The organism is Chryseobacterium sp. 'Rf worker isolate 10' (assembly GCF_050753305.1).
Classification (GTDB): Bacteria; Bacteroidota; Bacteroidia; order Flavobacteriales; family Weeksellaceae; genus Chryseobacterium.
Map to the genome: position 1 here is coordinate 77,870 of NZ_JBOZOF010000003.1, position 19,611 is coordinate 97,480.

18 protein-coding genes and 4 tRNA genes are annotated in these 19,611 nt (G+C 36.4%); 5 read left to right on the forward strand and 17 right to left on the reverse strand.

Going from position 1 to position 19,611, the window contains the following annotated elements:
- Window positions 1–2 precede the first annotated feature (2 nt).
- From LKL37_RS14660 to LKL37_RS14690, 7 genes are all read right to left on the reverse strand, one after another.
- The gene (locus LKL37_RS14660) at window positions 3–1,418 is read right to left on the reverse strand and encodes a PLP-dependent aminotransferase family protein (protein ID WP_431611271.1); all 1,416 of its coding nucleotides are present in this window, start codon (window positions 1,416–1,418) and stop codon (window positions 3–5) included.
- Window positions 1,419–1,459: 41 nt separating this feature from the next.
- Window positions 1,460–1,828 carry a hypothetical protein gene (locus LKL37_RS14665; protein ID WP_431611272.1) on the reverse strand — a complete coding sequence of 123 codons (369 nt, stop codon included), beginning with the start codon at window positions 1,826–1,828 and terminating at the stop codon, window positions 1,460–1,462.
- 210 nt (window positions 1,829–2,038) lie between these two features.
- Window positions 2,039–2,743 (reverse strand): hypothetical protein, encoded by a 705-nt coding sequence (locus tag LKL37_RS14670; RefSeq protein WP_431611273.1) that lies wholly within the window; start codon window positions 2,741–2,743, stop codon window positions 2,039–2,041.
- Window positions 2,744–2,902: 159 nt separating this feature from the next.
- A tRNA-Leu gene (locus LKL37_RS14675) sits at window positions 2,903–2,986 on the reverse strand.
- Window positions 2,987–3,062: 76 nt separating this feature from the next.
- Window positions 3,063–3,144, reverse strand: a tRNA-Leu gene (locus LKL37_RS14680).
- Window positions 3,145–3,265: 121 nt separating this feature from the next.
- Window positions 3,266–3,349, reverse strand: a tRNA-Leu gene (locus LKL37_RS14685).
- A 76-nt stretch (window positions 3,350–3,425) separates the two neighbouring features.
- Window positions 3,426–3,507: transfer RNA gene (locus LKL37_RS14690), tRNA-Leu, on the reverse strand.
- 180 nt (window positions 3,508–3,687) lie between these two features.
- On the opposite strand from LKL37_RS14690, the gene LKL37_RS14695 reads away from it, so the two are divergent.
- The 4 genes from LKL37_RS14695 to LKL37_RS14710 all read left to right on the forward strand — a co-directional run bounded on the left by LKL37_RS14695 (window position 3,688) and on the right by LKL37_RS14710 (window position 6,556).
- Window positions 3,688–4,065 carry a DUF3127 domain-containing protein gene (locus LKL37_RS14695; protein ID WP_089693608.1) on the forward strand — a complete coding sequence of 126 codons (378 nt, stop codon included), beginning with the start codon at window positions 3,688–3,690 and terminating at the stop codon, window positions 4,063–4,065.
- 61 nt (window positions 4,066–4,126) lie between these two features.
- Window positions 4,127–4,780 (forward strand): leucyl/phenylalanyl-tRNA--protein transferase, encoded by a 654-nt coding sequence (gene aat / locus LKL37_RS14700; RefSeq protein ID WP_431611274.1) that lies wholly within the window; start codon window positions 4,127–4,129, stop codon window positions 4,778–4,780.
- Entirely contained in the window at window positions 4,767–5,645 is an 879-nt protein-coding gene (locus LKL37_RS14705; RefSeq protein WP_431611275.1) for a DMT family transporter, read from the forward strand. Before aat ends, LKL37_RS14705 begins: the two co-directional genes overlap by 14 nt.
- A 47-nt stretch (window positions 5,646–5,692) precedes the next feature.
- On the forward strand, window positions 5,693–6,556 hold the full coding sequence (locus LKL37_RS14710) for a hypothetical protein (protein WP_431611276.1): 864 nt from the start codon (window positions 5,693–5,695) through the stop codon (window positions 6,554–6,556).
- Window positions 6,557–6,601: 45 nt separating this feature from the next.
- Here LKL37_RS14710 and LKL37_RS14715 read toward each other — a convergent pair whose 3' ends face one another.
- The 9 genes from LKL37_RS14715 to LKL37_RS14755 form a co-directional block, all read right to left on the reverse strand.
- The gene (locus LKL37_RS14715) at window positions 6,602–7,984 is read right to left on the reverse strand and encodes a tetratricopeptide repeat protein (RefSeq protein WP_431611277.1); all 1,383 of its coding nucleotides are present in this window, start codon (window positions 7,982–7,984) and stop codon (window positions 6,602–6,604) included.
- Window positions 7,985–8,191: 207 nt separating this feature from the next.
- Window positions 8,192–9,160: a quinone oxidoreductase family protein gene (locus LKL37_RS14720; protein WP_431611278.1), complete on the reverse strand. Its 969-nt coding sequence runs from the start codon at window positions 9,158–9,160 to the stop codon at window positions 8,192–8,194.
- Window positions 9,161–9,263: 103 nt separating this feature from the next.
- Window positions 9,264–9,842, reverse strand: a complete 579-nt coding sequence (locus tag LKL37_RS14725) for a Crp/Fnr family transcriptional regulator (protein ID WP_431611279.1) — start codon at window positions 9,840–9,842, stop codon at window positions 9,264–9,266.
- Window positions 9,843–9,889: 47 nt separating this feature from the next.
- Complete coding sequence (glmM, locus tag LKL37_RS14730) at window positions 9,890–11,272, reverse strand: phosphoglucosamine mutase (RefSeq protein ID WP_431611280.1); 1,383 nt, start codon at window positions 11,270–11,272, stop codon at window positions 9,890–9,892.
- Window positions 11,273–11,336: 64 nt separating this feature from the next.
- Window positions 11,337–12,353 (reverse strand): DUF4421 family protein, encoded by a 1,017-nt coding sequence (locus LKL37_RS14735; protein ID WP_431611281.1) that lies wholly within the window; start codon window positions 12,351–12,353, stop codon window positions 11,337–11,339.
- 66 nt (window positions 12,354–12,419) lie between these two features.
- Window positions 12,420–12,572, reverse strand: coding sequence for a hypothetical protein (locus tag LKL37_RS14740; RefSeq protein WP_431611282.1), 153 nt, complete (start codon window positions 12,570–12,572; stop codon window positions 12,420–12,422).
- Entirely contained in the window at window positions 12,572–14,605 is a 2,034-nt protein-coding gene (gene feoB, locus LKL37_RS14745; RefSeq protein WP_431611283.1) for a ferrous iron transport protein B, read from the reverse strand. The genes LKL37_RS14740 and feoB overlap by 1 nt, the downstream gene beginning before the upstream one ends.
- A complete protein-coding gene (locus tag LKL37_RS14750; protein WP_034693968.1) occupies window positions 14,605–14,859 on the reverse strand; it encodes a FeoA family protein in 255 nt (84 codons plus the stop codon). Before LKL37_RS14750 ends, feoB begins: the two co-directional genes overlap by 1 nt.
- Window positions 14,860–14,992: 133 nt before the next feature.
- The gene (locus tag LKL37_RS14755; RefSeq protein ID WP_431611284.1) at window positions 14,993–15,919 is read right to left on the reverse strand and encodes a GLPGLI family protein; all 927 of its coding nucleotides are present in this window, start codon (window positions 15,917–15,919) and stop codon (window positions 14,993–14,995) included.
- A gap of 152 nt (window positions 15,920–16,071) precedes the next feature.
- Between LKL37_RS14755 and LKL37_RS14760 the strand changes: the two genes are divergently transcribed.
- Complete coding sequence (locus LKL37_RS14760) at window positions 16,072–16,569, forward strand: DinB family protein (protein WP_431611285.1); 498 nt, start codon at window positions 16,072–16,074, stop codon at window positions 16,567–16,569.
- A 57-nt stretch (window positions 16,570–16,626) separates the two neighbouring features.
- Here LKL37_RS14760 and LKL37_RS14765 read toward each other — a convergent pair whose 3' ends face one another.
- On the reverse strand, window positions 16,627–19,338 hold the full coding sequence (locus LKL37_RS14765; protein ID WP_431611286.1) for a hypothetical protein: 2,712 nt from the start codon (window positions 19,336–19,338) through the stop codon (window positions 16,627–16,629).
- Window positions 19,339–19,611: the final 273 nt, after the last annotated feature.

Here is a 19,611-nt window from a genome sequence, read left to right on the forward strand (position 1 = left end):
TATTAAATTCTGTTTTTTATCATTTTCCCCAGCTTTTCCAGATCACTTTCCACTCTGTCTGTCCATTCTAATGCATAATTCAGACGCATACAGTTCTGATACTGGTTATATTGTGAAAACATTCTTCCAGGGGCAAAGTTTACTTTCTGACTGACAGCCAAATCATAAAGATCTTCCGTACAGATCCGCTTATCCAGTTCCAGCCAGAGCATAAAACCTCCTTTAGGTTCTGATATTTTTGTATTATCCGGAAAATATTCAATCACCGATTTCTGAATCTGAAGGTAGTTGGCGTACAATTTTTTCCTGAACATTCTCAAATGGTGATCATAACGTCCGTGGGCGAGGAAATCCGCAATCACATCTGAAAACAAAGAAGGTCCGCTTACGGTCTGAACCAATTTTTGGCGGATGATTTTTTCTTTAAATTTTCCCGGAGCCACCCATCCTACTCTAAAACCCGGAGCCAATGTCTTAGAAACTGAGCCTACCCACATCACAATTCCTGCTTCATCATAAAACTTACACGGTTTCGGCCTTCCTGCACCGAAATAAATATTTCCGTAAACGTCATCTTCCACTAAAGGAACATTGTATTCGGTAAGCATTTTCACCAGCTCTTTTTTGTTCTCATCAGGCATTTGAAATCCCAGTGGATTATTATAGTTTACCACAAAACAACATGCTGATAGCTTAGGAAGCACTTTTTTTAAAGCATCCAAATCCACTCCAGTAATGGGATGGGTTGGGATTTCTACAGCCTTCAGTCCTAATAACTGAATCGCCTGAAGAATTCCGAAATATACAGGACTTTCCACCGCCACTGAATCCCCCGGCTGGGTCACTGCCATTAAGCAATTATAAACAGCATTCATCGCTCCTGAAGTAATGACCAGATCTTCTTCTGTGATTTTCCCCTCCATGACCATTGACCATTTGGCAATTTCCCGACGCAAAACTTCGCTTCCCTGTACAGGTTCGTAATTGGTTCCGCTGTCGCTTTTCCTCTTCATTACATCAATCATACATTTCTTCATCTTGGCTACCGGAAGAAGACTTTTTCCGGGAATCCCAAGGGCAAACTGTGTGACATCTGTACCTCCGATACTCCCGAATACTTTGTCAATCAGATCCTGGGGGGTATTTTTCCCTTCTGAAACCTTCATCTGAGCTACGGAAGGCAGCGCCAGTTTTCGCTGGGAAGTCTGGCTTACATAGTATCCGTATTTAGGGCGTGATTCTACGAGGGAACGGCTTTCCAGTTCCATATAAGCCTGCTTTATGGTATTAAGGCTTACATTGTATAATTTCTGAGCACTTCTCAATGAGGGCAGCCTGTCTCCAAACTGCAGGGTTTCACTTTTAATCTGCTCTGTGACAGAATTGGCTATTTTAAGGTACAGAACATCTTTAGACATAGAATCGGGGTTTTACGTAAATGTACAATTTTATCCCGTCTTTATTCGGGATTCAACCAGCTGATCATACTGCTGATACTGCTTTTTAACTGTTCCGGATCCTTGAAATTGGGTGTATTATTATTTTTAAAATATCTTTCAGCACGGGAAAAGAAGTTTCTCTTTTCGGCTTCTGTCATTCTGCTTTTATCATAGATTTTAAAAGATATCTGATCTTTTTCATTCACGATAAGGCTGGCAAAAGCTACGGCTTCTTTCCCATTTTTAGCCAAAAGAAATGGAAGTCCGAAATTTTGGTCTGCGATCTTCAAATTCTGTGTTTCCAGAAAAATGTTTTTCAGCACCAACATGTCTGATATATAAGCCTCAGCATATTGAAACTGTTTCTGATGTTGAGTGATTGTTTCCATATTTTCTTCTTTAGCTAAACAAAATTATGGAGTATTTAATATTGGATACAGATACAGAACTATAGAATATTATGGGTACAGAATTTTTTATCTAATTAATTTTATATCTCGCGGATTAAACAGCTTGCACAGGTCATTTGACATATAAAAATCCCTATGCAATCAAATACATAGGGATTTTATTAGCTAAATTGCTTTATAATTTAGATCTTATTTAAAATCTTTATCCTCAATATTTTTATTGTAGTACAAATCGACAAGAGTAACTTCCTGATTTCCATTTTCAGAAAGAAAAGTTGATTTAGTAGCATACCAAAGATCCCCGAATTTTTTATAATCACTTTGTAACACTGTTGAAAAGGTATTCTTTTCTCCATTCTCAACCGTTTCTTCTTTACTTAAAAAGAATGATTTTACATCATAATAAAGGTAGGTTACTTTACCCGTTACATAGGTTGCTTTTATTTTATAATAAATTTTATCTGGATTTTCTTCAATAAGTTCAATCTTGTATAGCTTGGGGTCTATATAGGCAAGCTCATTCATGATATACTTTCTGTCGGCCTTATCCTTAAACTCAGCAGGATCGGCAAGCTTTCTCTCACCGTTAACCAGTTCATAACCAGTTTTCCCATCAAACCACGATCTGTATACAATCCTTCCCTGATATTCAATTTCAAAACTGCCTTTATTGGGCACCATTTCTTTTGTGATCCAATTCACATTTCGGCCGTCCATTACCGTTTCTGATTTGGAATAAAGCGTTTTTATGCTGCTCAGAAGTTTTTTTCCGCCTTCTGCCTGAATCGCTTTTTCAATAATTTCTTTGGCCTTGCTTTCGCTGGATGTTTGTGAGAATAATGGGTTAGAAGCAGCTATCATGCTTACGACTACGATGGTATTCAATAATTTCATGGTTTTGTTTTTTCTGAAGCAAATTTATCAAAAGAAATTTTAAGTCTTCCTTTTGTGTTCAATATTTTAAAGTTATAATGAATTCAATATAAAACAGGGAGATAATATTTACGTTGAAAAAACAAAAAAGCCCTCTGTAAGATGTTACAGAGGGCTTTGTACCCCAGACGGGACTTGAACCCGTACGTCCTTGCGGACACAGGATTTTAAGTCCTGCGTGTCTACCAGTTCCACCACCAGGGCATGGTGTGGGTAAAAAAAAAGATTCGAACCAGAGGTTCCAACCTTCTCAATGATTCTAAAAAATCTTTTAGAATAGTGCGGATGAAGGGACTCGAACCCCCACGCCTCACAGCACCAGATCCTAAGTCTGGCGTGGCTACCAATTACACCACATCCGCTGATTTGCCAATCTCCTTTTACAGATTCAGGCTGTATTTCTTACAAATATAAAATATTTTCTTTAAAGAACACTCTCTATTAAAACAAAAAACCCTCCGTAAGATATTACAGAGGGTCTTGTACCCCAGACGGGACTTGAACCCGTACGTCCTTGCGGACACAGGATTTTAAGTCCTGCGTGTCTACCAGTTCCACCACCAGGGCATGGTGTGGGTAAAAAAAAAGATTCGAACCAGAGGTTCCAACCTTCTCAATGATTCTAAAAAATCTTTTAGAATAGTGCGGATGAAGGGACTCGAACCCCCACGCCTCACAGCACCAGATCCTAAGTCTGGCGTGGCTACCAATTACACCACATCCGCTGGTTTTTTTTATACTGTAAGTTTTAAAGAGCTTGCTTCGTTTTTGTGAGTGCAAATATAGGACAATTTCCTTTAGCACCAAACTTTTCAGAAAAAAAAATTAAATTTTCTACATTTTTTTTTCACGGCACCTTTTATTACATTTCATTTTCTTACTTTTACATCGTTAATATTTACGATATGGAATTACAAGGAACGGTAAAGAAACTTTTTGATGCTCAAACATTTGCGAGCGGGTTTCAAAAAAGAGAAATGGTTATTTTGACCCAAGAACAGTATCCACAGCCGATAAACATAGAATTTTTATCTGATAAAATCAGTTTATTAGATAACCTTAAAGAAGGAGAAAACGTAAAAGTAGGAATCAACATCAGAGGTAGAGAATGGGTTTCTCCTCAGGGTGAAACTAAATACTTCAACTCTATTACAGGGTGGAGAGTAGAGAAAGTTTCTGAGAATGCTTCAGAGCCTACTCAGGCTATGCCTCAGCAATCAGCATCTCCTGTTTCTAATGAGAATCCGTTTGCCGGAGACGATGATGATGATTTACCTTTTTAATTAAAGAATAAAAGATCAAATATAAATCCTGCTTTTTGAAGTGGGATTTTTTTTCTAAAAAATGGTTCGATTAGACGAAAACGAGATTTCATTTCCTGACCCAGAGCTATATGATGGTCATGAGGGAGTGGTTGCTTTTGGAGGTGACCTGTCTGTAGAGCGTATTTGGTTTGCTTATCAACTGGGGATTTTCCCCTGGTACAATCCTGATGAAGAAATTCTCTGGTGGTGCCCTGATCCAAGGTTTGTTTTGGTTCCTGAAGAATTAAAAGTTTCAAAATCAATGAGAAAGATTTTGAATAAAAATATTTTTACTTTCTCAGAAAATCAGAATTTCAGAGAAGTGATCAGGAATTGTCAGCAGGCAACCCGAAAAGGACAATCAGGGACATGGCTTTCTGATGAATTGATGAATTCTTTTATCCAGCTTCATGAATATGGGCTGGCCAAAAGCATTGAAGTATGGCAGGATGGAGAACTTGTAGGAGGCTTTTACGGATTGCAGATCGGAAATGTTTTTTGTGGTGAAAGCATGTTTGCCAAGGTGAGCAATGCTTCCAAAGCAGGGTTTATCCATTTTGTAGAAAGCAACAAAGATAATATTGAACTCATTGACTGTCAATCTCATACCGAGCACCTCGAAAGCTTAGGTGCGAAAATGATTCCTAAAAAAGAATTTCTAAAAATCTTACACGAAAATAATGAACGCAGATAAAGAAAAATGGGTTCTTCTGATCGTCCTTAGTATTATCTGGGGATCATCATTTATTTTAATCAAAAAATCCCTGGAACATTTTAATCCGTTTCAGGTAGGATCTTTGAGAGTTCTTATTGCCGGAATTATCTTACTTCCGGTTGCGATTTCCAATTATAAGCTTTTCCCCAAAAAACACCTGAAATGGTTAATTCTGGCAGCTTTTACTGGAAATTTCATTCCTATGTTTCTGTTTCCGATTGCAGAAACTGAAGTGAGCAGCAGTATTGCAGGGATTATCAATTCTATGATGCCCATTTTTGTGATTATAGTAGGCGCGTTGGTATGGAAGTTCGAAACAACCAAAAAACAGATTATCGGGACCTTAATAAGCTTCACTGGAGTCTGTATTCTTGCATTCGGAGGCGGTGACAGCGGAGAACTGAAAATGATTCCGATCTTATTGTTATTATTGGCTACTTTATGCTATGCAATGAGTACAACGACAGTAAAATCAAAGCTTATGGAGGTTTCATCTACCATCCTCTCTGCTTTTGTTTTCTCATTTGTCTTATTATTTCCTTCTATTATAGCCTTAACAAGTACAGGCTTCTTTTCGGAATTCAGCTTTTCCAGAGATAATCTAATGGGGCTTATGTTTGTGAGTCTTTTATCTGTTTTCGGAACCGGACTGGCAATGACGATGAATTATCGTTTGCTGAAGGTTTCCTCTCCTCTTTTCGCCTCTACGGTTACTTTAGTGATGCCTATTGTGGCTATTATCTGGGGAATATTAGATGGTGAAAAACTGACTTATTTACAGTTTATAGGAGCAGGAATCATTATTGGCGGACTCATATTTTTAAGAACAAATCCAAAAAAGTAAGATTATATTATAAATTAAATTATATTTGGGTGATTTAACTTATAACTATGAAAAAACTTCTACTTTTGGGGTCTATTGCCCTGTCTACACTTTCTTGTTCCAATTCTGACGATACTCCTTTTGACAACAGTGACCCATCTGTTCAAAGCGTGATTCTTCCTACCAGAATGACTATGGATGGTATTGTAATGAAAATCAATTACAACGGAACCAAAATCATCAGCATGATTAACAACATTAATCATGGGCAGAGAATTGAATTTACTTATACTGATGACTATGTTACCGGTATTAAAAATTACGAAAATAATGTTCTTGAAAGTGCGGTTGAATACAGCTATTCTAACGGACGTATGGCAACAGCAGTTACGAAAGAATACTCTACTACCGGAACAATACAGAACACGGTTTCATTTACTTATACTTACACAAGCACCACGGAAATCAGTGTAAAAAGACAAACGAATTCGGGAGCTGCAGGAACTTCTACCATCAACAGTGTATTTACTTATAACAATGGAAATATGGTAAGCAGCGTAGGTTCGGGAACGGGAATGGTAAATGGAAATACAGTTACCTATACTGAAAAAGAGACTTATACTTACACAGATAAAAACTATCCTTTTAAAAATGTAAAAGGTTTTGATAAAATCATATTCAATGGGAATGAAAGTGACGGGGTAAGTATGCTGTTTTCGAATATAAAGAACAGCTTAAGCACTTATAAAGGTGAATTTACCAATACTACAGCTGGTGGAGGAACCGGAAGCGGGACCAGCGCCCACAAGTACACCACAACCTTTAATACTGCCGGCTATCCATCCGTAGAAGACAGACAAACCCTGGATATCAATGGAAACCCTACCAGCAGTGCTCCTGACAAATTTATCTACGAATATAACTTTCAATAAAAAAAACCTGCATTTCAGCAGGTTTTTCTCTTATTTTAGGGGATTCTAATTTTTTCTCTTCACTTTACTGGCTTTTACTTTTTTCACCTCATCTTTAATGAAAGGATATTTTTTCTGCATATCCTTAGCTAAAGACGGATCAAGCTCTAATGCCTTTTGAAGTGATTCCATTCCTTTATCCTCATCTTTCAGATTGTAAAAACAATTACTCAGCTGATAAAAAAGTTCAGCTCTATGATGTTTTTTCAGGGCACTGTTCAAAACAGTGACTGCATCTTCGTACTCTCCTACCAACATCAAAACTTCTGAATAGGCATACCAGTTATAGAATCTGGATGGCTCTGCATCCACCAGCTTTTTAAGACAGGAAAGACTTTCTTCAAACTTCCCTGAATCTATGAATAAAAACGCCAGTCTTTTCTGATAGTCAAGATTGTTTTCATTCAGCTGGGTAGCTTCTTTGGCATAATGCAATGCTTCAGACATTCCGCCCATTTCTTCGTAAAGATAAGACTGCTCCATCATGGCAAGATAAAACTGAGGGTCTTCTCTCAATGATTTCTGGAATGCATTTAAAGCTAAAATAGGCTGTTTCAATGCCTTATTGCACAATCCGATCTTATAAAAAGTAAATGCTTTCGTATATTCCAGCTCCAGCATTTCCTCATAAGTCTCAATGGCCTTCTGGTATTGTCCCAAAGCTTCATAACAAGCCGATTTATTAGCATATACTCCCACAGAGTTTGAGTTGATTGCTAACAGATAATCGTACCCTCTTATGGCTTCATCATAATTTTTTCTGTTGAAATAGAATTGTCCGTATTCAAACCAAGCGGTTTCAGAATAAGGGAATTCGTCTAAATATTCATTAAGAAAGGCAATCGCCTCCTCACTCTTATTCAGGTCACTGAAACACACCATAGCGTTTTCCAGCGAATATTCATCCGTTGGATCTTCCTTCAGTGCTTTTCTGTAATGTTTAAGAGCGTTAAAAGGATCTCCAAGATTCACATATTCATCCGCAATAAAGTTGTGGAGAAAGTTTTCTTCTTCCTCTAATGTCAAAGCTTTTTTGCAGATTTCAATGGATTTTCTGGGATTTCCTAAGTTCGAATAATACTTGGCGTAGCAAACCAAAAAGTCTGTATGCTCCATAGAAGCACCTTTCAGTTCGTCAATAAGTTCTTTCGCCGTATTATACTCTTCCCACTCCAAAAGGATTTCAAGTTTTTTGATCTTGATATCCAACGAATTGGGATGAAGCTTCAGACCATAGCTTACCGCCATATCAGCGTAATTAAAGTCACCCAGCTCCAAATAATAAACGATGATGTCTTCTAACTCTTCGGTATCGAAGTAGAATTCGTCATTGTTTTCCATCATTTCCTCGAACTTTTTTACAAGTTCATTTCCAAAATACTCTTCCAATAGTGTCCTCTTTGTCGGCCCAACGCTTGAATTTACTTACAAACCTCGGCAAACGTTTAGTTAATAATACATCTGAAACTGATATTCAAATATTTATGCAAAGTTGCAACTTTTTTTTGAATTTTCCATTTCATAAATTTCTATTATAAAAATAGTAAAAAAAGAAAACCGATAAAAGGATTGTGGATAAAAAAACGGAAATTGGGGTTAAATTCTTATCACAAGGCGTTTTCCGCTTTGTATCTCAGCATCCCATACGGCTTCGATATTTTTTATATCAACTTCCTGAGTCTCCATTTTAATTTTTCCTTCAACGGCTGCCTGAAACATTTCCGGGATGATTTCTGAAAAAAGAAATACAGATTCTTCTTTCGTCCAGCTTCCCAGCCCAGATCCTGAAATCTGAATATCCGTGCCTCTGAGAATCTGTGAAGACAGCTGAATAGTATCTCCGCTCATTCCTCCTATGTTTACCAGTTTGGTTTTATGAGAAAAGGAACCATCACCTTTGAAAGCAGACAAGATCATTTCTACAGAATGTCCCCAGATATAATCCAAAACGATATCTATAGGGGCTTCTTTATGAAATTCTTTTATTCTTTGCTTAAAATCATGATCTTCCAGCTTGAGAGAAACCACCTCATCGGCACCCAATTCGCGTAAAGACTGCAGAGACTCTTCATTTCTTCCGGTAACGATAATCTTTTTAGCTCCGTATAATCTGGCAATCTGAACAGCAATTCTTCCGGTAATTCCTGTTGCTCCATTGATCAGAACGGTATTTCCCTGTTGTATTCCTGCCTTAAATTTTAATGCCATGGCTGATCCCATTACAGCATTAGGCAATGCGGCGGCTAAAGAAAAGTCCAGCTCTTCAGGAATCGGAATGATCATTTTTTTATCTGCTGCGGCTTTTTCGGCTACGGTTCCTTTTTTGCTGAAAAAATAGACTTTATTTCCATTTTCCAGATATCCTGCTCCATCTGTTCCGATAATTGTTGGCTGATGTTCCTGATTTTCTGTAGAATAATGATTCCCTCCTGCTCTGGCTCTGTCCAGGTTTTTAATAGAGGCTGCTTTTACTGAAACTAAAATTTCATTTTCCTGTACTTCTGGTTCCGGAAAATCTGCATATTGAGGAATACTTCCCTTTTCAAATACTGCTGCTGCTTTCATTCTTTTAATTTTTATACAAAATTAGGAGGGATAAATGCTGTGGAGCGATAACATTTGTTATGAGTTTCAGGAAAGAGAGCTTAAAGAGGGAAGCTTGGAGTTATTAAAGCCCCTCTTTCAATATCTTGCTTTTGATCCTACTGAGATGTACTGTTGTAATTCCGAGATAAGATGCAATATAATGCTGTGGAACCCTTTTAATGATCTCCGGCTTTTGCTTAACCAAATTCAAGTATCGCTGCTGCGGCGTGTCTTTAATGAATGAAAAGAAGTGTTTCATATAGTCGAATACCCTTTCGAAGAGAGCATCCATAAAAAGGTTTCTGAGTTCTGGATTTTCGTAAACTTCTTCCAGAAAAGCCTCCACATCAGGTTTGTTGATTTTGTATAAAATACAGGGTTCTATCGTCTCAAACGATACCATACTCGGCAACCCTTTTTTAAAGCTCTCAAGGGAAGAGAACATAGTGTTTTCGAGAAAAAACTGGAATGTTACGTCTTTCCCGTCATTATTATACCATGCTCTTACGATGCCTTTTTCAATATAATAGGCATTATAGGAAACCTCATCTTCTTTTAAAAGTAAAGTTTTGGCAGGAACTTCCATACGTTCGAAGCTGCCAAGAAATTTTCTCCATTTTTCTTTGGGGAAAGGAAATCTTTTTTTGATATGTTCAAACATTCCTGATATAAAAAAGAACGGACAATGTGTCCGTTCTTCATATGTTTTTAGATTAAACTCTTGATTTTGGCAATGATATCATCTCCTAACTGATCTGCTTCTTCCTGGGATTTCGCTTCAGTATAGATTCTGATAATCGGCTCTGTATTGGATTTTCTAAGATGAACCCAATTGTTTTCAAAGTCTATTTTAACACCATCTACGGTAGAAACATCTTCATTCTTATATTCCTGCTCCATTTTGCTTAAGATAGCATCTACATCAATTTCCGGTGTCAGTTCAATTTTCTTTTTACCCATGAAGTAGCTTGGATATCCTGCTCTTAGTTCAGAAACAGTTTTGTTTTCTTTGGCTAAATGAGTTAAAAACAAGGCTACCCCTACTAAAGAGTCTCTTCCATAATGCAATTCAGGATAGATAATTCCTCCGTTTCCTTCTCCTCCGATCACTGCATTTTTCTCTTTCATCAAAGTAACAACGTTTACTTCTCCTACAGCACTTGCAAAGTATTCTGAATCGTGGGAATTTGCTACATCTCTCAATGCGCGGCTTGAAGAAAGGTTGGAAATTGCAGCCCCTTTTTTATTTTTCAACAGGTAATCAGCCACGGCTACAAGTGTGTATTCTTCACCAAACATTTCCCCTTTTTCATCAATCAGAGCCAGTCTGTCCACATCCGGATCTACTACAACTCCTAAATCGGCGTTTTCTTTTTTCACCAATTCACAAATATCTCCCAAGTGTTCTTTCAACGGTTCAGGATTGTGTGGAAAGTGACCTGTAGGTTCACAGTATAATTTGATCGTTTCACAGCCTAATTTATCCAAAAGCATAGGAATCGCAATTCCTCCTGTAGAGTTTACCGCATCAAGAACTACTTTAAAGTTTTTCGCTTTGATAGCTTCCACATCTACCATTGGTAAATCCAGAATCTGCTGAATATGGATATCAAAAGCATCGTCTCTTGTTTCGTATTTTCCAAGATTATCTACCTCTGCATAGTTGAAGTCTTCACTTTCTGCCAAGGCCAGCACTTCTGCACCGTTTTCACCAGTGATAAATTCTCCTTTTTCGTTTAATAACTTAAGGGCATTCCATTGTTTTGGGTTGTGGGAAGCGGTAAGGATGATTCCTCCGTCTGCATTCAGCTCAGGAACCATTACTTCAACTGTTGGTGTTGTAGAAAGTCCTAGGTCTACCACATTGATTCCCAATCCCTGTAAAGTAGCTGTTACCAGGGAAGAAACCATTTGTCCAGAAATTCTGGCATCTCTTCCGATCACAAGGGTAATATCTTTTTTATTTTTATTGTTCTGAAGCCAGGTTCCGAATGCGGAAGCGAATTTTACCACATCCAGTGGTGTTAAGTTATCATTTACTTTTCCACCGATGGTTCCGCGAATTCCGGAAATAGATTTTATTAACGACATTATGTTTTTAATTTATAGTTTTTCTAAGTTTTCCTGAGCAAAGATACTTAAAAGACCTTTCAACTTATAGAATGGGAATCTTTTTTTGGATTTTATCATAGGTATTTTTCACAACTTTCGGTGGTGCAAAACGATATCCTATGTATAAAAGGCCATAGAGGTTATTATTCTCTACGGTCTGGTTGTTTTTCTGATCATAGGAATTGGCATTAAAATTCATTTTTCCTCCGAATAAAAAGTGATCTGTATTAAAACCTACATGCAGCCCTCCCTGCATTCTTATAGTAGCGTACTGCGCATTTTCTTTTACTCCTCCATTCTGAGAATCCTTGTAGCTGGAGAACTTTCCTCCGATACCTACAGCTAAATAAGGTGAGATATTTACTTTTGTTCCGATGACCCAATTGTAGAAGTATCCGATATTACCTCCAATATTGTATTGGGTTTCTTTGTCTTTTACTCCGTCAATGGTATTTCTGAAAATAGTAAGGTCATAATCTACAAAAGGAACCCAGCTTCCACTGCTTTTCTTTTGCCATTCGCCCTGAGTGTAGATCGTTCTTGCTGAAAAATTTTTGTTAAGAATATAAGAGGTAGAACCTCCAAAACTTTGCACTCTAAGATCAGGAAACTGAAGATATGGATCTCTTCCTTCCTCCCATTGCGGGAAAAGGTCTTTCATATTTTCCACATAAAAGCCTCTTACATTTTTATAATATAGATTTTGGATGATTCTTCCGGGAAAAAACCTGAAGCTGAAATCGGTATAGGAACTTTTCCCTTTCATATAATCGTCACTATTTCCATCTAAAAATCTGGGAGCAAATGACAATGTTGCACTTATAATTCTATAATCTACTGAAACGGATGTTTTTGTTTTATTATTGATGGATAGGATGGTCTTATTGGCATTTTTGCCTTCTCCTTCTGTAAAGACATAACTCTCAATATTGGTATCAAGATTCACACGAATCATTACCTGGTCTGCATAAGACTTGGTATTTGTTGTATCAGACTGTGCCTTTATCTGAAAGGCAAATAAAGAAAATAGTACAGGCAGCCCTGCTTTAAAAAAATTCAAACCGAATAATTTACATTAGAAAAATGAAATTACTACATTTTTTTCAATTATCCGATGAATACAATATTAAGAGCAACCACAGTCTTTGTCGCAGTTGGTTCTTTTGGAGCTGAATTTCTTGGGAGCAAAATTCTTTCTAAGTACTTTAAATAAAGAGTAGCAGGCAAATGCTACAATTAATGCAATAAGTACGTATTGAATGATTAATGATGAGTCCATTACTTTAGAATCTGATATACTATCATCGACACAAAATATGCCAAACCTGTCATCATGACCACCTGAAAGCCGGTCCATTTCCAGCTTTTGGTTTCTCTGTAGACTACTGCAAGTGTAGAAACACACTGCATTGCAAATGCATAGAAAAGAAGAACTGAGATTCCGGTTGCAAAACTGAAGACTTTTTCTCCGTTAGGTTTTACATCTCTTCTCATTTTATCAATTACTTTTACTTCCGGAGCATCATCTTCCAAACTGTAAAGGGTAGACATTGTACCTACGAAAACTTCTCTCGCTACGAAACTTGTAAGGATTCCTACGCCCATTTTCCAGTCGTAACCAAGGGGAGCGATTACAGGTTCTATTCCTTTACCCATTTTAGCAAGGTAAGAATGATCCAGGTGAACGTCTGCAGCCACAAATTCGTTTGTTTTCTGGCTTGGTCCGAAATAGCTCAGGAACCAGATGATGATACTTACAATGAAAATTATTTTTCCGGCTCCGGTAATGAAATCCCAAACTTTACCTAAAACCATTTTAAGGTCATATCCGAAAAGTGGTTTTTTATAGGCAGGAAGATCCATCACCAGATATGTTTTTCCTTTACTTTTAATAAATCTTTTAAGGATAGCTGCTGAGAATAAAGCGACAAGGAAGCCAAGGAGATACATTCCCATCAAAACCAGTGCTTTATATTTTATTCCCAAAAATGTTCCTTCTGAGATAATCAATCCAATGATGATACTGTATACCGGAAGTCTCGCAGAACATGTCATAAAAGGTGTTACTAATATGGTCAGCAGTCTTTCTTTTACGTTTTCAATATTTCTTGTGGAGATTACTGCGGGGATAGCACAGGCCGTTCCTGATACCAGCGGAACAATACTTTTCCCATTAAGTCCGAACGGACGAAGCAATCTGTCCATCAAAAATACAACTCTCGCCATATATCCTGAATCTTCCAACAGATAAAGGAAATACAACAGGATTCCGATTTGAGGTGCAAAAACTACAATTCCTCCAATTCCCGGAACAATTCCGTTTGAAATCAAAGAATTAATGGGTCCTTCGGGAAGGTGTTCGCTGGTGAATGCTGCAAACCATGAGAATGTACTTTCGATCCAGTTCATCGGATATTCTGCAAGGAAGAAAACACTTTGGAAAATCACCAGCAGGATAAGTAAAAAGACTACATATCCCCAGAATTTATGAACTAAAACTTTATCGAGTTTTTCGGTTAATAATTCTTTGAACTGTGCTTTTTTAGAAATAACATCAGCCAGTATTTTGTCTACGTTCTGATATCTTCTAACGGTTTCCTGAACCTGTAATCTTTTTGGTACCAAGCTTTTAGAATCCGGTTCATTCAGCTGTTCCATTACAGAACTTATCCTTCCCAGATCTCCGCCCAATGAAAGGCTCATCCAGGCTTTATATTCATTGTCGAAGCCTTTGTGTGCCGCCAGTTTCTGAATAAAATCTCTGTGTTCGTTAGGGGTTTCAAAAGAAAGGGTATTTGTTTTTACAAACTCGTTGTTGTAAACCGCTTCTCTTACTTCATCAATTCCGATCTGCTCTTTGGCATTGGTCTGAATAATTTTAATGCCTAATGCTTCGGAAAATTTTTGAATATCTATTGTGATTCCTCTTCTTTCTGCCTGGTCAATCTGATTAACAATCAAAATCATTGGAATACCAAGATCCTGAATCTGCTGAAACAGAAGCAAACCTCTTTTTAAACTTAATGCTTCAAGAATATAAACAACTCCTGCATAGTTTTTCTGCTCGTCGATAAGGTATTTGGAAAAAATAGCCTCATCTTCTGAGCTCGGATATACACTGTAAGAACCAGGAAGGTCAATAACCTCTACTTCTTCGTTTTTATAAGTATAGTTCCCCGAATGACTTGCAACGGTAACGCCGGCATAGTTTCCGGTCTTCTGCTTTTTGTTGCAAAGCGTATTAAAAACCGTTGACTTTCCTACATTAGGATTTCCGACTAAAAGTATCTGTTTTTTCTTGTTTTCCTGCATTAATTCAATTCTTCAACAATGATGTAATCTCCTTCTTCCTCACGAAGAGCAATCCGGCTTTTTTCTGCTCCAAACTCCACATACATAGGCCCATTGAACGGCGCCTGATACAAAATTCTGAAAGTGGTTTCCGGAAGAAGCCCCATTTCAATGATTTTATTGGGCATTTTAAGATGGTCGTTATCATACCCCAATATCTTCCCCATTTTGTTTTTAGGGAATCCACTTAATTTATGTAATCCTTTCTCTTTCAAAGCCTAATTTTTAGTCCTGCAAATATACGCTATTTAAATTTAATCTAAATAACGTTTTGGTACAAAAGAAATCAACCCAAATACATTGCTGTATCTGGGTTGATTCAAAATATAATTTAGTTGATATGAATGCTTATTTTTTCTTCTTTTCAGAAGCTTGTTCTTTTTCTATTGGATTGTCATTAGCATTAAAAAAATCTTTAGCCATTTTTTCTTGCTTTTTTGCCATTTCTCCAATTGTTATATCAGATCCTGGCATTTTCATGTTCATCATTTCCGGAGTAATCTTTTGACGAAATTCAGCCATAGGGTCTTGTTTAAAGCTAGCATAAGCCTTTTCAAACTTATCTTTTGTTGTAGGAGTTACGGTTTGAGGAACTCCATATTTTGCATTGATCTTATCTGAATTGGACATTTCTTCATAGTTTTCAATCTTTTTATTTCCACTTAGTTTCCAAGAGTAGTTTTTCTCTGAGTCTTCAATTTTAACAATTAACCCAGGAAGTCCATAAAATTTGTATGGCCCATCTTGAAAAGGAATATCTGTACTAAACCATGCTATCCATTTTCTTCCTCCAAATTCTGTAGTTGCTTTTTGCGTATTATATTCTCCTACTTTTTCTTTTTCTGATAAAATGTTCCAATTGAATTTAATATCATCATCATAACCAAATAAATTCATACTCACTCTATCAACATACTTTTCCTTCATTTCAGGATAAGTTTTAATAATCTTATATGAAAATTTAGGCATTTTAATAAGCTTCGTTATATCCTTCCAGCTTTTTGTTTTTTCCATTTCGTCAACTGCAACTTTAATAATGGAATCTTGAGCTGGAATTGTATAATCCTGGTATATTGATTTTTTTGGAGTAATATCAAGGATAGTAATGATCTTATCCAGTTTTGCCGAATCTTTCTTGGGTTTAAAAGTAAGTTCATAAAAGAAACGATTGGCGGTTTCTTTTGATTCCTGAGCTCCTGCAAATACAAAAAGAGCAATAAGAAATATGGAGAATAACTTTTTCATTATTTCAAGTTTTATATAATTAGTTATCACATGTCTTCTTTTGTTACACTTTTTTTAAATTTTATTTTCTGGGCAACATATTTCTCCAATTTATATTTTGTGATGATTAAAAAATTATGATTCTCTTAAAACAGTTTCATTTTTAAAACGCTTACCTTTAAGTTTCTAAAAAACAAAATATTATGGATACCTTATCTCAATTAAAATCTGAACTGGAGGGAGAATTCCAAACCACGAAAAAATTTATTGAACTGTTCCCTGAAGGAAAAAATGACTTCGCTCCTCATGAAAAAAGTATGAAACTGATGCCTCTTGCTACTCATCTTGTGGAGGTTTTTGAATGGCCGAATACCATTTTAAATACTTCCGAGCTGGATTTTGGCAAAGGAGACTACAAACCAACCATACTTTCTACAAAAGAAGATCTTATGAAAAAGCTGGAAGATGATTATCAGGCTGGCAAAAAGGCTCTTGAAAGCAGTACAGAAAACGATCTGAACCCCAGCTGGACTATTAAAAATGACGGCCACGAACTGGCAAGCTGGAGCAAATATGGAGCGATCCGCCATGCTTTAAACCAGATTACCCATCACAGAGCCCAGCTGGGAGTGTATTACAGACTGAACAATATTCCTTTGCCTGGAAGCTATGGGCCTTCAGCAGACCAGCAAAGTTTTTAATTTTAATACATCAGTATATCTCAACAAAAAACCAATCCGAACGGATTGGTTTTTATTTTATTTAAAGTTGAATTTTACGGTAAACATTACCTGGCTAGGGCGGAGCTGCATTGTCGTTTGTGTAATTGTTGCATCCCCAACGTTTATTTTCTCAAATACTTTCCTATCTGCAATATTCATCCACTTCAGTTCAAAGTCAACTTTTTTCTTAGTCCAGCTGAATTGGTATGAAACATCAAAAAATCCATTGTTTAGTTTTGTTTCCCCTAGTTTCGAATTGATTTGATCCCAATAAAAACCAATCGTATGATTTTCTAAAGGATAGAAGAATACATTTAAATTATGAGTGTAACCTTCTGTTTTTCCAAGATCATTTTGGATAATTCCATTACTTTGTTTGTTCCACGATTTCGTCATATTGAAATCAACACTCATCCACGAGAAATAGGTGTTATTGAATTTAAAACCTAATGTATTCCCATTATTTTTCGTGTTAATATCCTGATCATTTCTTCTTGACTGTGATTTTGACCTTGTATCATTAAATGTTAATGAAGCATTGGTTTTGAATTTTGGAAAATATTTTCCAATTTCCGCATAGAAGCTATTATTTGTTCTTTTATTTTCGCTTTCTATATACTCAATAACGCTAAATCCTAATTCATTGACAGCACTTGAGGCCAGTAAGTTATTTTTTGTATCAGTTAACCGGTATCCTACATTAAAAAATAGATTGTTCAACGGGTTTCTGTATTCCAATCTTATTCCTCCATTTTTTGTATTGGTTTCAGGTATTGGATTTTTAGGATTCATCACGTTAAATCCTCCTGGACTTGTTAGAATATATCCGGCATAAGCTGTTTGGATATCTCCAAAATTATTGCTGATTCCGGCATTCACACTTGCTTTAAAGAATGAAGCAAATGAATATTGGGCAAAAATATTAGGCGTAAATGTTACTTTACTTAATGATTTGGAAACATTTCTAAATGCATCTTCAGCTTTGATATTATTAAAATTAACAGGGAAGCTTGAAAATAAGCTCCATGATTCAGATTTATAATTAATTCCCACTGAAGCTGATGGATTGATTCTTGTAAATTTCAGATCATTTTCATAAGCTAAACTTGCAAAATCCGGCTTATTCCCTGCTGTACTTCCATCGAAGTTTGTTGTCAAATTATCTGTTGATAGATCAAATCCTACTTGTGGTGTAAATGTCCATCCTTTTGTAGAGAAACTGATATTTGCAGAATGTGAAGTGTCTAAAGATTTGATTCTAAAATATTGTAAAGCTGTACTTCCAGGTGTGAAATTAATGGTAGATAATGTTGTACTAGCTGGATCTTTATAAGGAAATTGTAAATAATCAGCTGGAGAAATTTCTAACATCTGCTTGTCATTTTGATAGCTGATATAAGACTTAAAGTTTACCATTTTTTCTTTCCACGGAATGATTGTGCTCAAAGAGTTCTGGAATGAGGTTGTAGGTGATTCCAAAGCTTCGTTCCCAACTCTATATCCGGTTTTATCGTTTCTTTCTGCAAAAGCTCTATCTGCGTTCCAGAATTGAGAAAAAGTAGTTGTATTTTTAAAGAATCCTTTTTTGGCATTTTTAGTAAATATCAATTCTCCTTTCAATTTGTCTGTATAGAAATTGTTTAGAAATCGTGTATTATACTGTGTTCCTTGCTGGATATCTCTAGTAATACTGTTAGATTCTCTTTCCACTGCATTATTAGTATAGTTTGCATTAGCCTTAAGTTCCCATTCTTTCTTTTTATCAATATTTGTAAGATAATTGGCTGACAGATAATGAACACTGTTCATCAAATAGCGTTTTACAGGAAGATCAGGTACAGTAGCGTTTTCTACATCTAACCAGTTATTTTGAGAGATATTGCTTCTTTTGCCTTCCCATGAGCTGCCAAAAGCCAGAATATTCCCTTCATTTTCCACCTGCTCACCCATATTATTGGTTTTATAATTGACCACCCATTGGCTTTTCTGTCCGAAAAACATTGGGGTCAGTTTTACATTCCAAAGCCATGGATCTCCGAAGCCTGTTCCTACTTCCCCTCTCCCTGTCATAGTAACGGAGTTCTTCAGTTTGATATTGATGGCTGCCTGATCTGAAGGCACTTTATCCTGAAGGATTTTTACCGGCTGGTGATTTTCCAGAACTTCTACTTTCTGTACTGCATCTTTCGGAAGAGAATTATTGATCGTTCCGTAGCCGCCTTCCATAAGGTCTTTTCCATTTACATAAAATTTATTGATGGCATTTCCCTGGTAAAGAATTGTTCCGTCCGTATTCACTTCAATTCCGGGAATCTTTTTCATTACATCTGCCAGCGTTCTGTCGTTTTTGCTGTTAAATGCTTTAAGGTCATAAGAAATGGTATCTCCTCTCGCCGTAATCATTTTTGTTTTCAGCTGTACTTCTTTAATTTCTGTAGCTTCAGACTGCATTTTGAAATTCAGGTTCTGATCACTATTGCTGATTTGCTTGGTAAGAGGTTTCTGATTGAAAGCTTTCACTTTAAGATCTACATTAGATTCTGCGGAGGTGAAAGTTACTTTATATTCTCCTTTGGAATTGGTAATTCCGTAAGCCAGAATAGCATCTTTACCAGGTTCTTCTATAGTCACACTGGCACTTGGTATGGCTACCCCGTCATCATCTGTGATTTTTCCTGATACCGTTTTCTGTGCAAAAGTAAGCACAGTAAAGAAAAGCATCAGAAATAAAGAAATATTTTTTTTCATACTTATTATTTGCTCAATTAGTTAATCATTCTCGTTTTTTGTTACACTTCCTATAAAGATGAATTTTATAGATAAAGGTTAAATCAATATCACTACAAACATAGTTATATTTTTTAAACTGTTGAATATTTTTCAAAAATGATGTCTCTTTTTTATCAATTTTAATTCTGTCTGTTAATTTTTATACAGCTGATTGTTTTCTTTCAAAAATTATATTTGGCATACAAAATCTTCAAAATTTTTCATCATTTATTTTTTTAAAATTTGATAACA

Bases quoted from the DNA above. Each gene is read 5' to 3' on its own strand.
- LKL37_RS14660 (WP_431611271.1), bottom strand. From the start codon at position 1,418: ATGTCTAAAGATGTTCTGTACCTTAAAATAGCCAATTCTGTCACAGAG.
- LKL37_RS14665 (WP_431611272.1), bottom strand. From the start codon at position 1,828: ATGGAAACAATCACTCAACATCAGAAACAGTTTCAATATGCTGAGGCT.
- LKL37_RS14670 (WP_431611273.1), bottom strand. From the start codon at position 2,743: ATGAAATTATTGAATACCATCGTAGTCGTAAGCATGATAGCTGCTTCT.
- LKL37_RS14695 (WP_089693608.1), top strand. From the start codon at position 3,688: ATGGAATTACAAGGAACGGTAAAGAAACTTTTTGATGCTCAAACATTT.
- aat (WP_431611274.1), top strand. From the start codon at position 4,127: ATGGTTCGATTAGACGAAAACGAGATTTCATTTCCTGACCCAGAGCTA.
- LKL37_RS14705 (WP_431611275.1), top strand. From the start codon at position 4,767: ATGAACGCAGATAAAGAAAAATGGGTTCTTCTGATCGTCCTTAGTATT.
- LKL37_RS14710 (WP_431611276.1), top strand. From the start codon at position 5,693: ATGAAAAAACTTCTACTTTTGGGGTCTATTGCCCTGTCTACACTTTCT.
- LKL37_RS14720 (WP_431611278.1), bottom strand. From the start codon at position 9,160: ATGAAAGCAGCAGCAGTATTTGAAAAGGGAAGTATTCCTCAATATGCA.
- LKL37_RS14725 (WP_431611279.1), bottom strand. From the start codon at position 9,842: ATGTTTGAACATATCAAAAAAAGATTTCCTTTCCCCAAAGAAAAATGG.
- glmM (WP_431611280.1), bottom strand. From the start codon at position 11,272: ATGTCGTTAATAAAATCTATTTCCGGAATTCGCGGAACCATCGGTGGA.
- LKL37_RS14740 (WP_431611282.1), bottom strand. From the start codon at position 12,572: ATGGACTCATCATTAATCATTCAATACGTACTTATTGCATTAATTGTA.
- feoB (WP_431611283.1), bottom strand. From the start codon at position 14,605: ATGCAGGAAAACAAGAAAAAACAGATACTTTTAGTCGGAAATCCTAAT.
- LKL37_RS14760 (WP_431611285.1), top strand. From the start codon at position 16,072: ATGGATACCTTATCTCAATTAAAATCTGAACTGGAGGGAGAATTCCAA.
- LKL37_RS14765 (WP_431611286.1), bottom strand. From the start codon at position 19,338: ATGAAAAAAAATATTTCTTTATTTCTGATGCTTTTCTTTACTGTGCTT.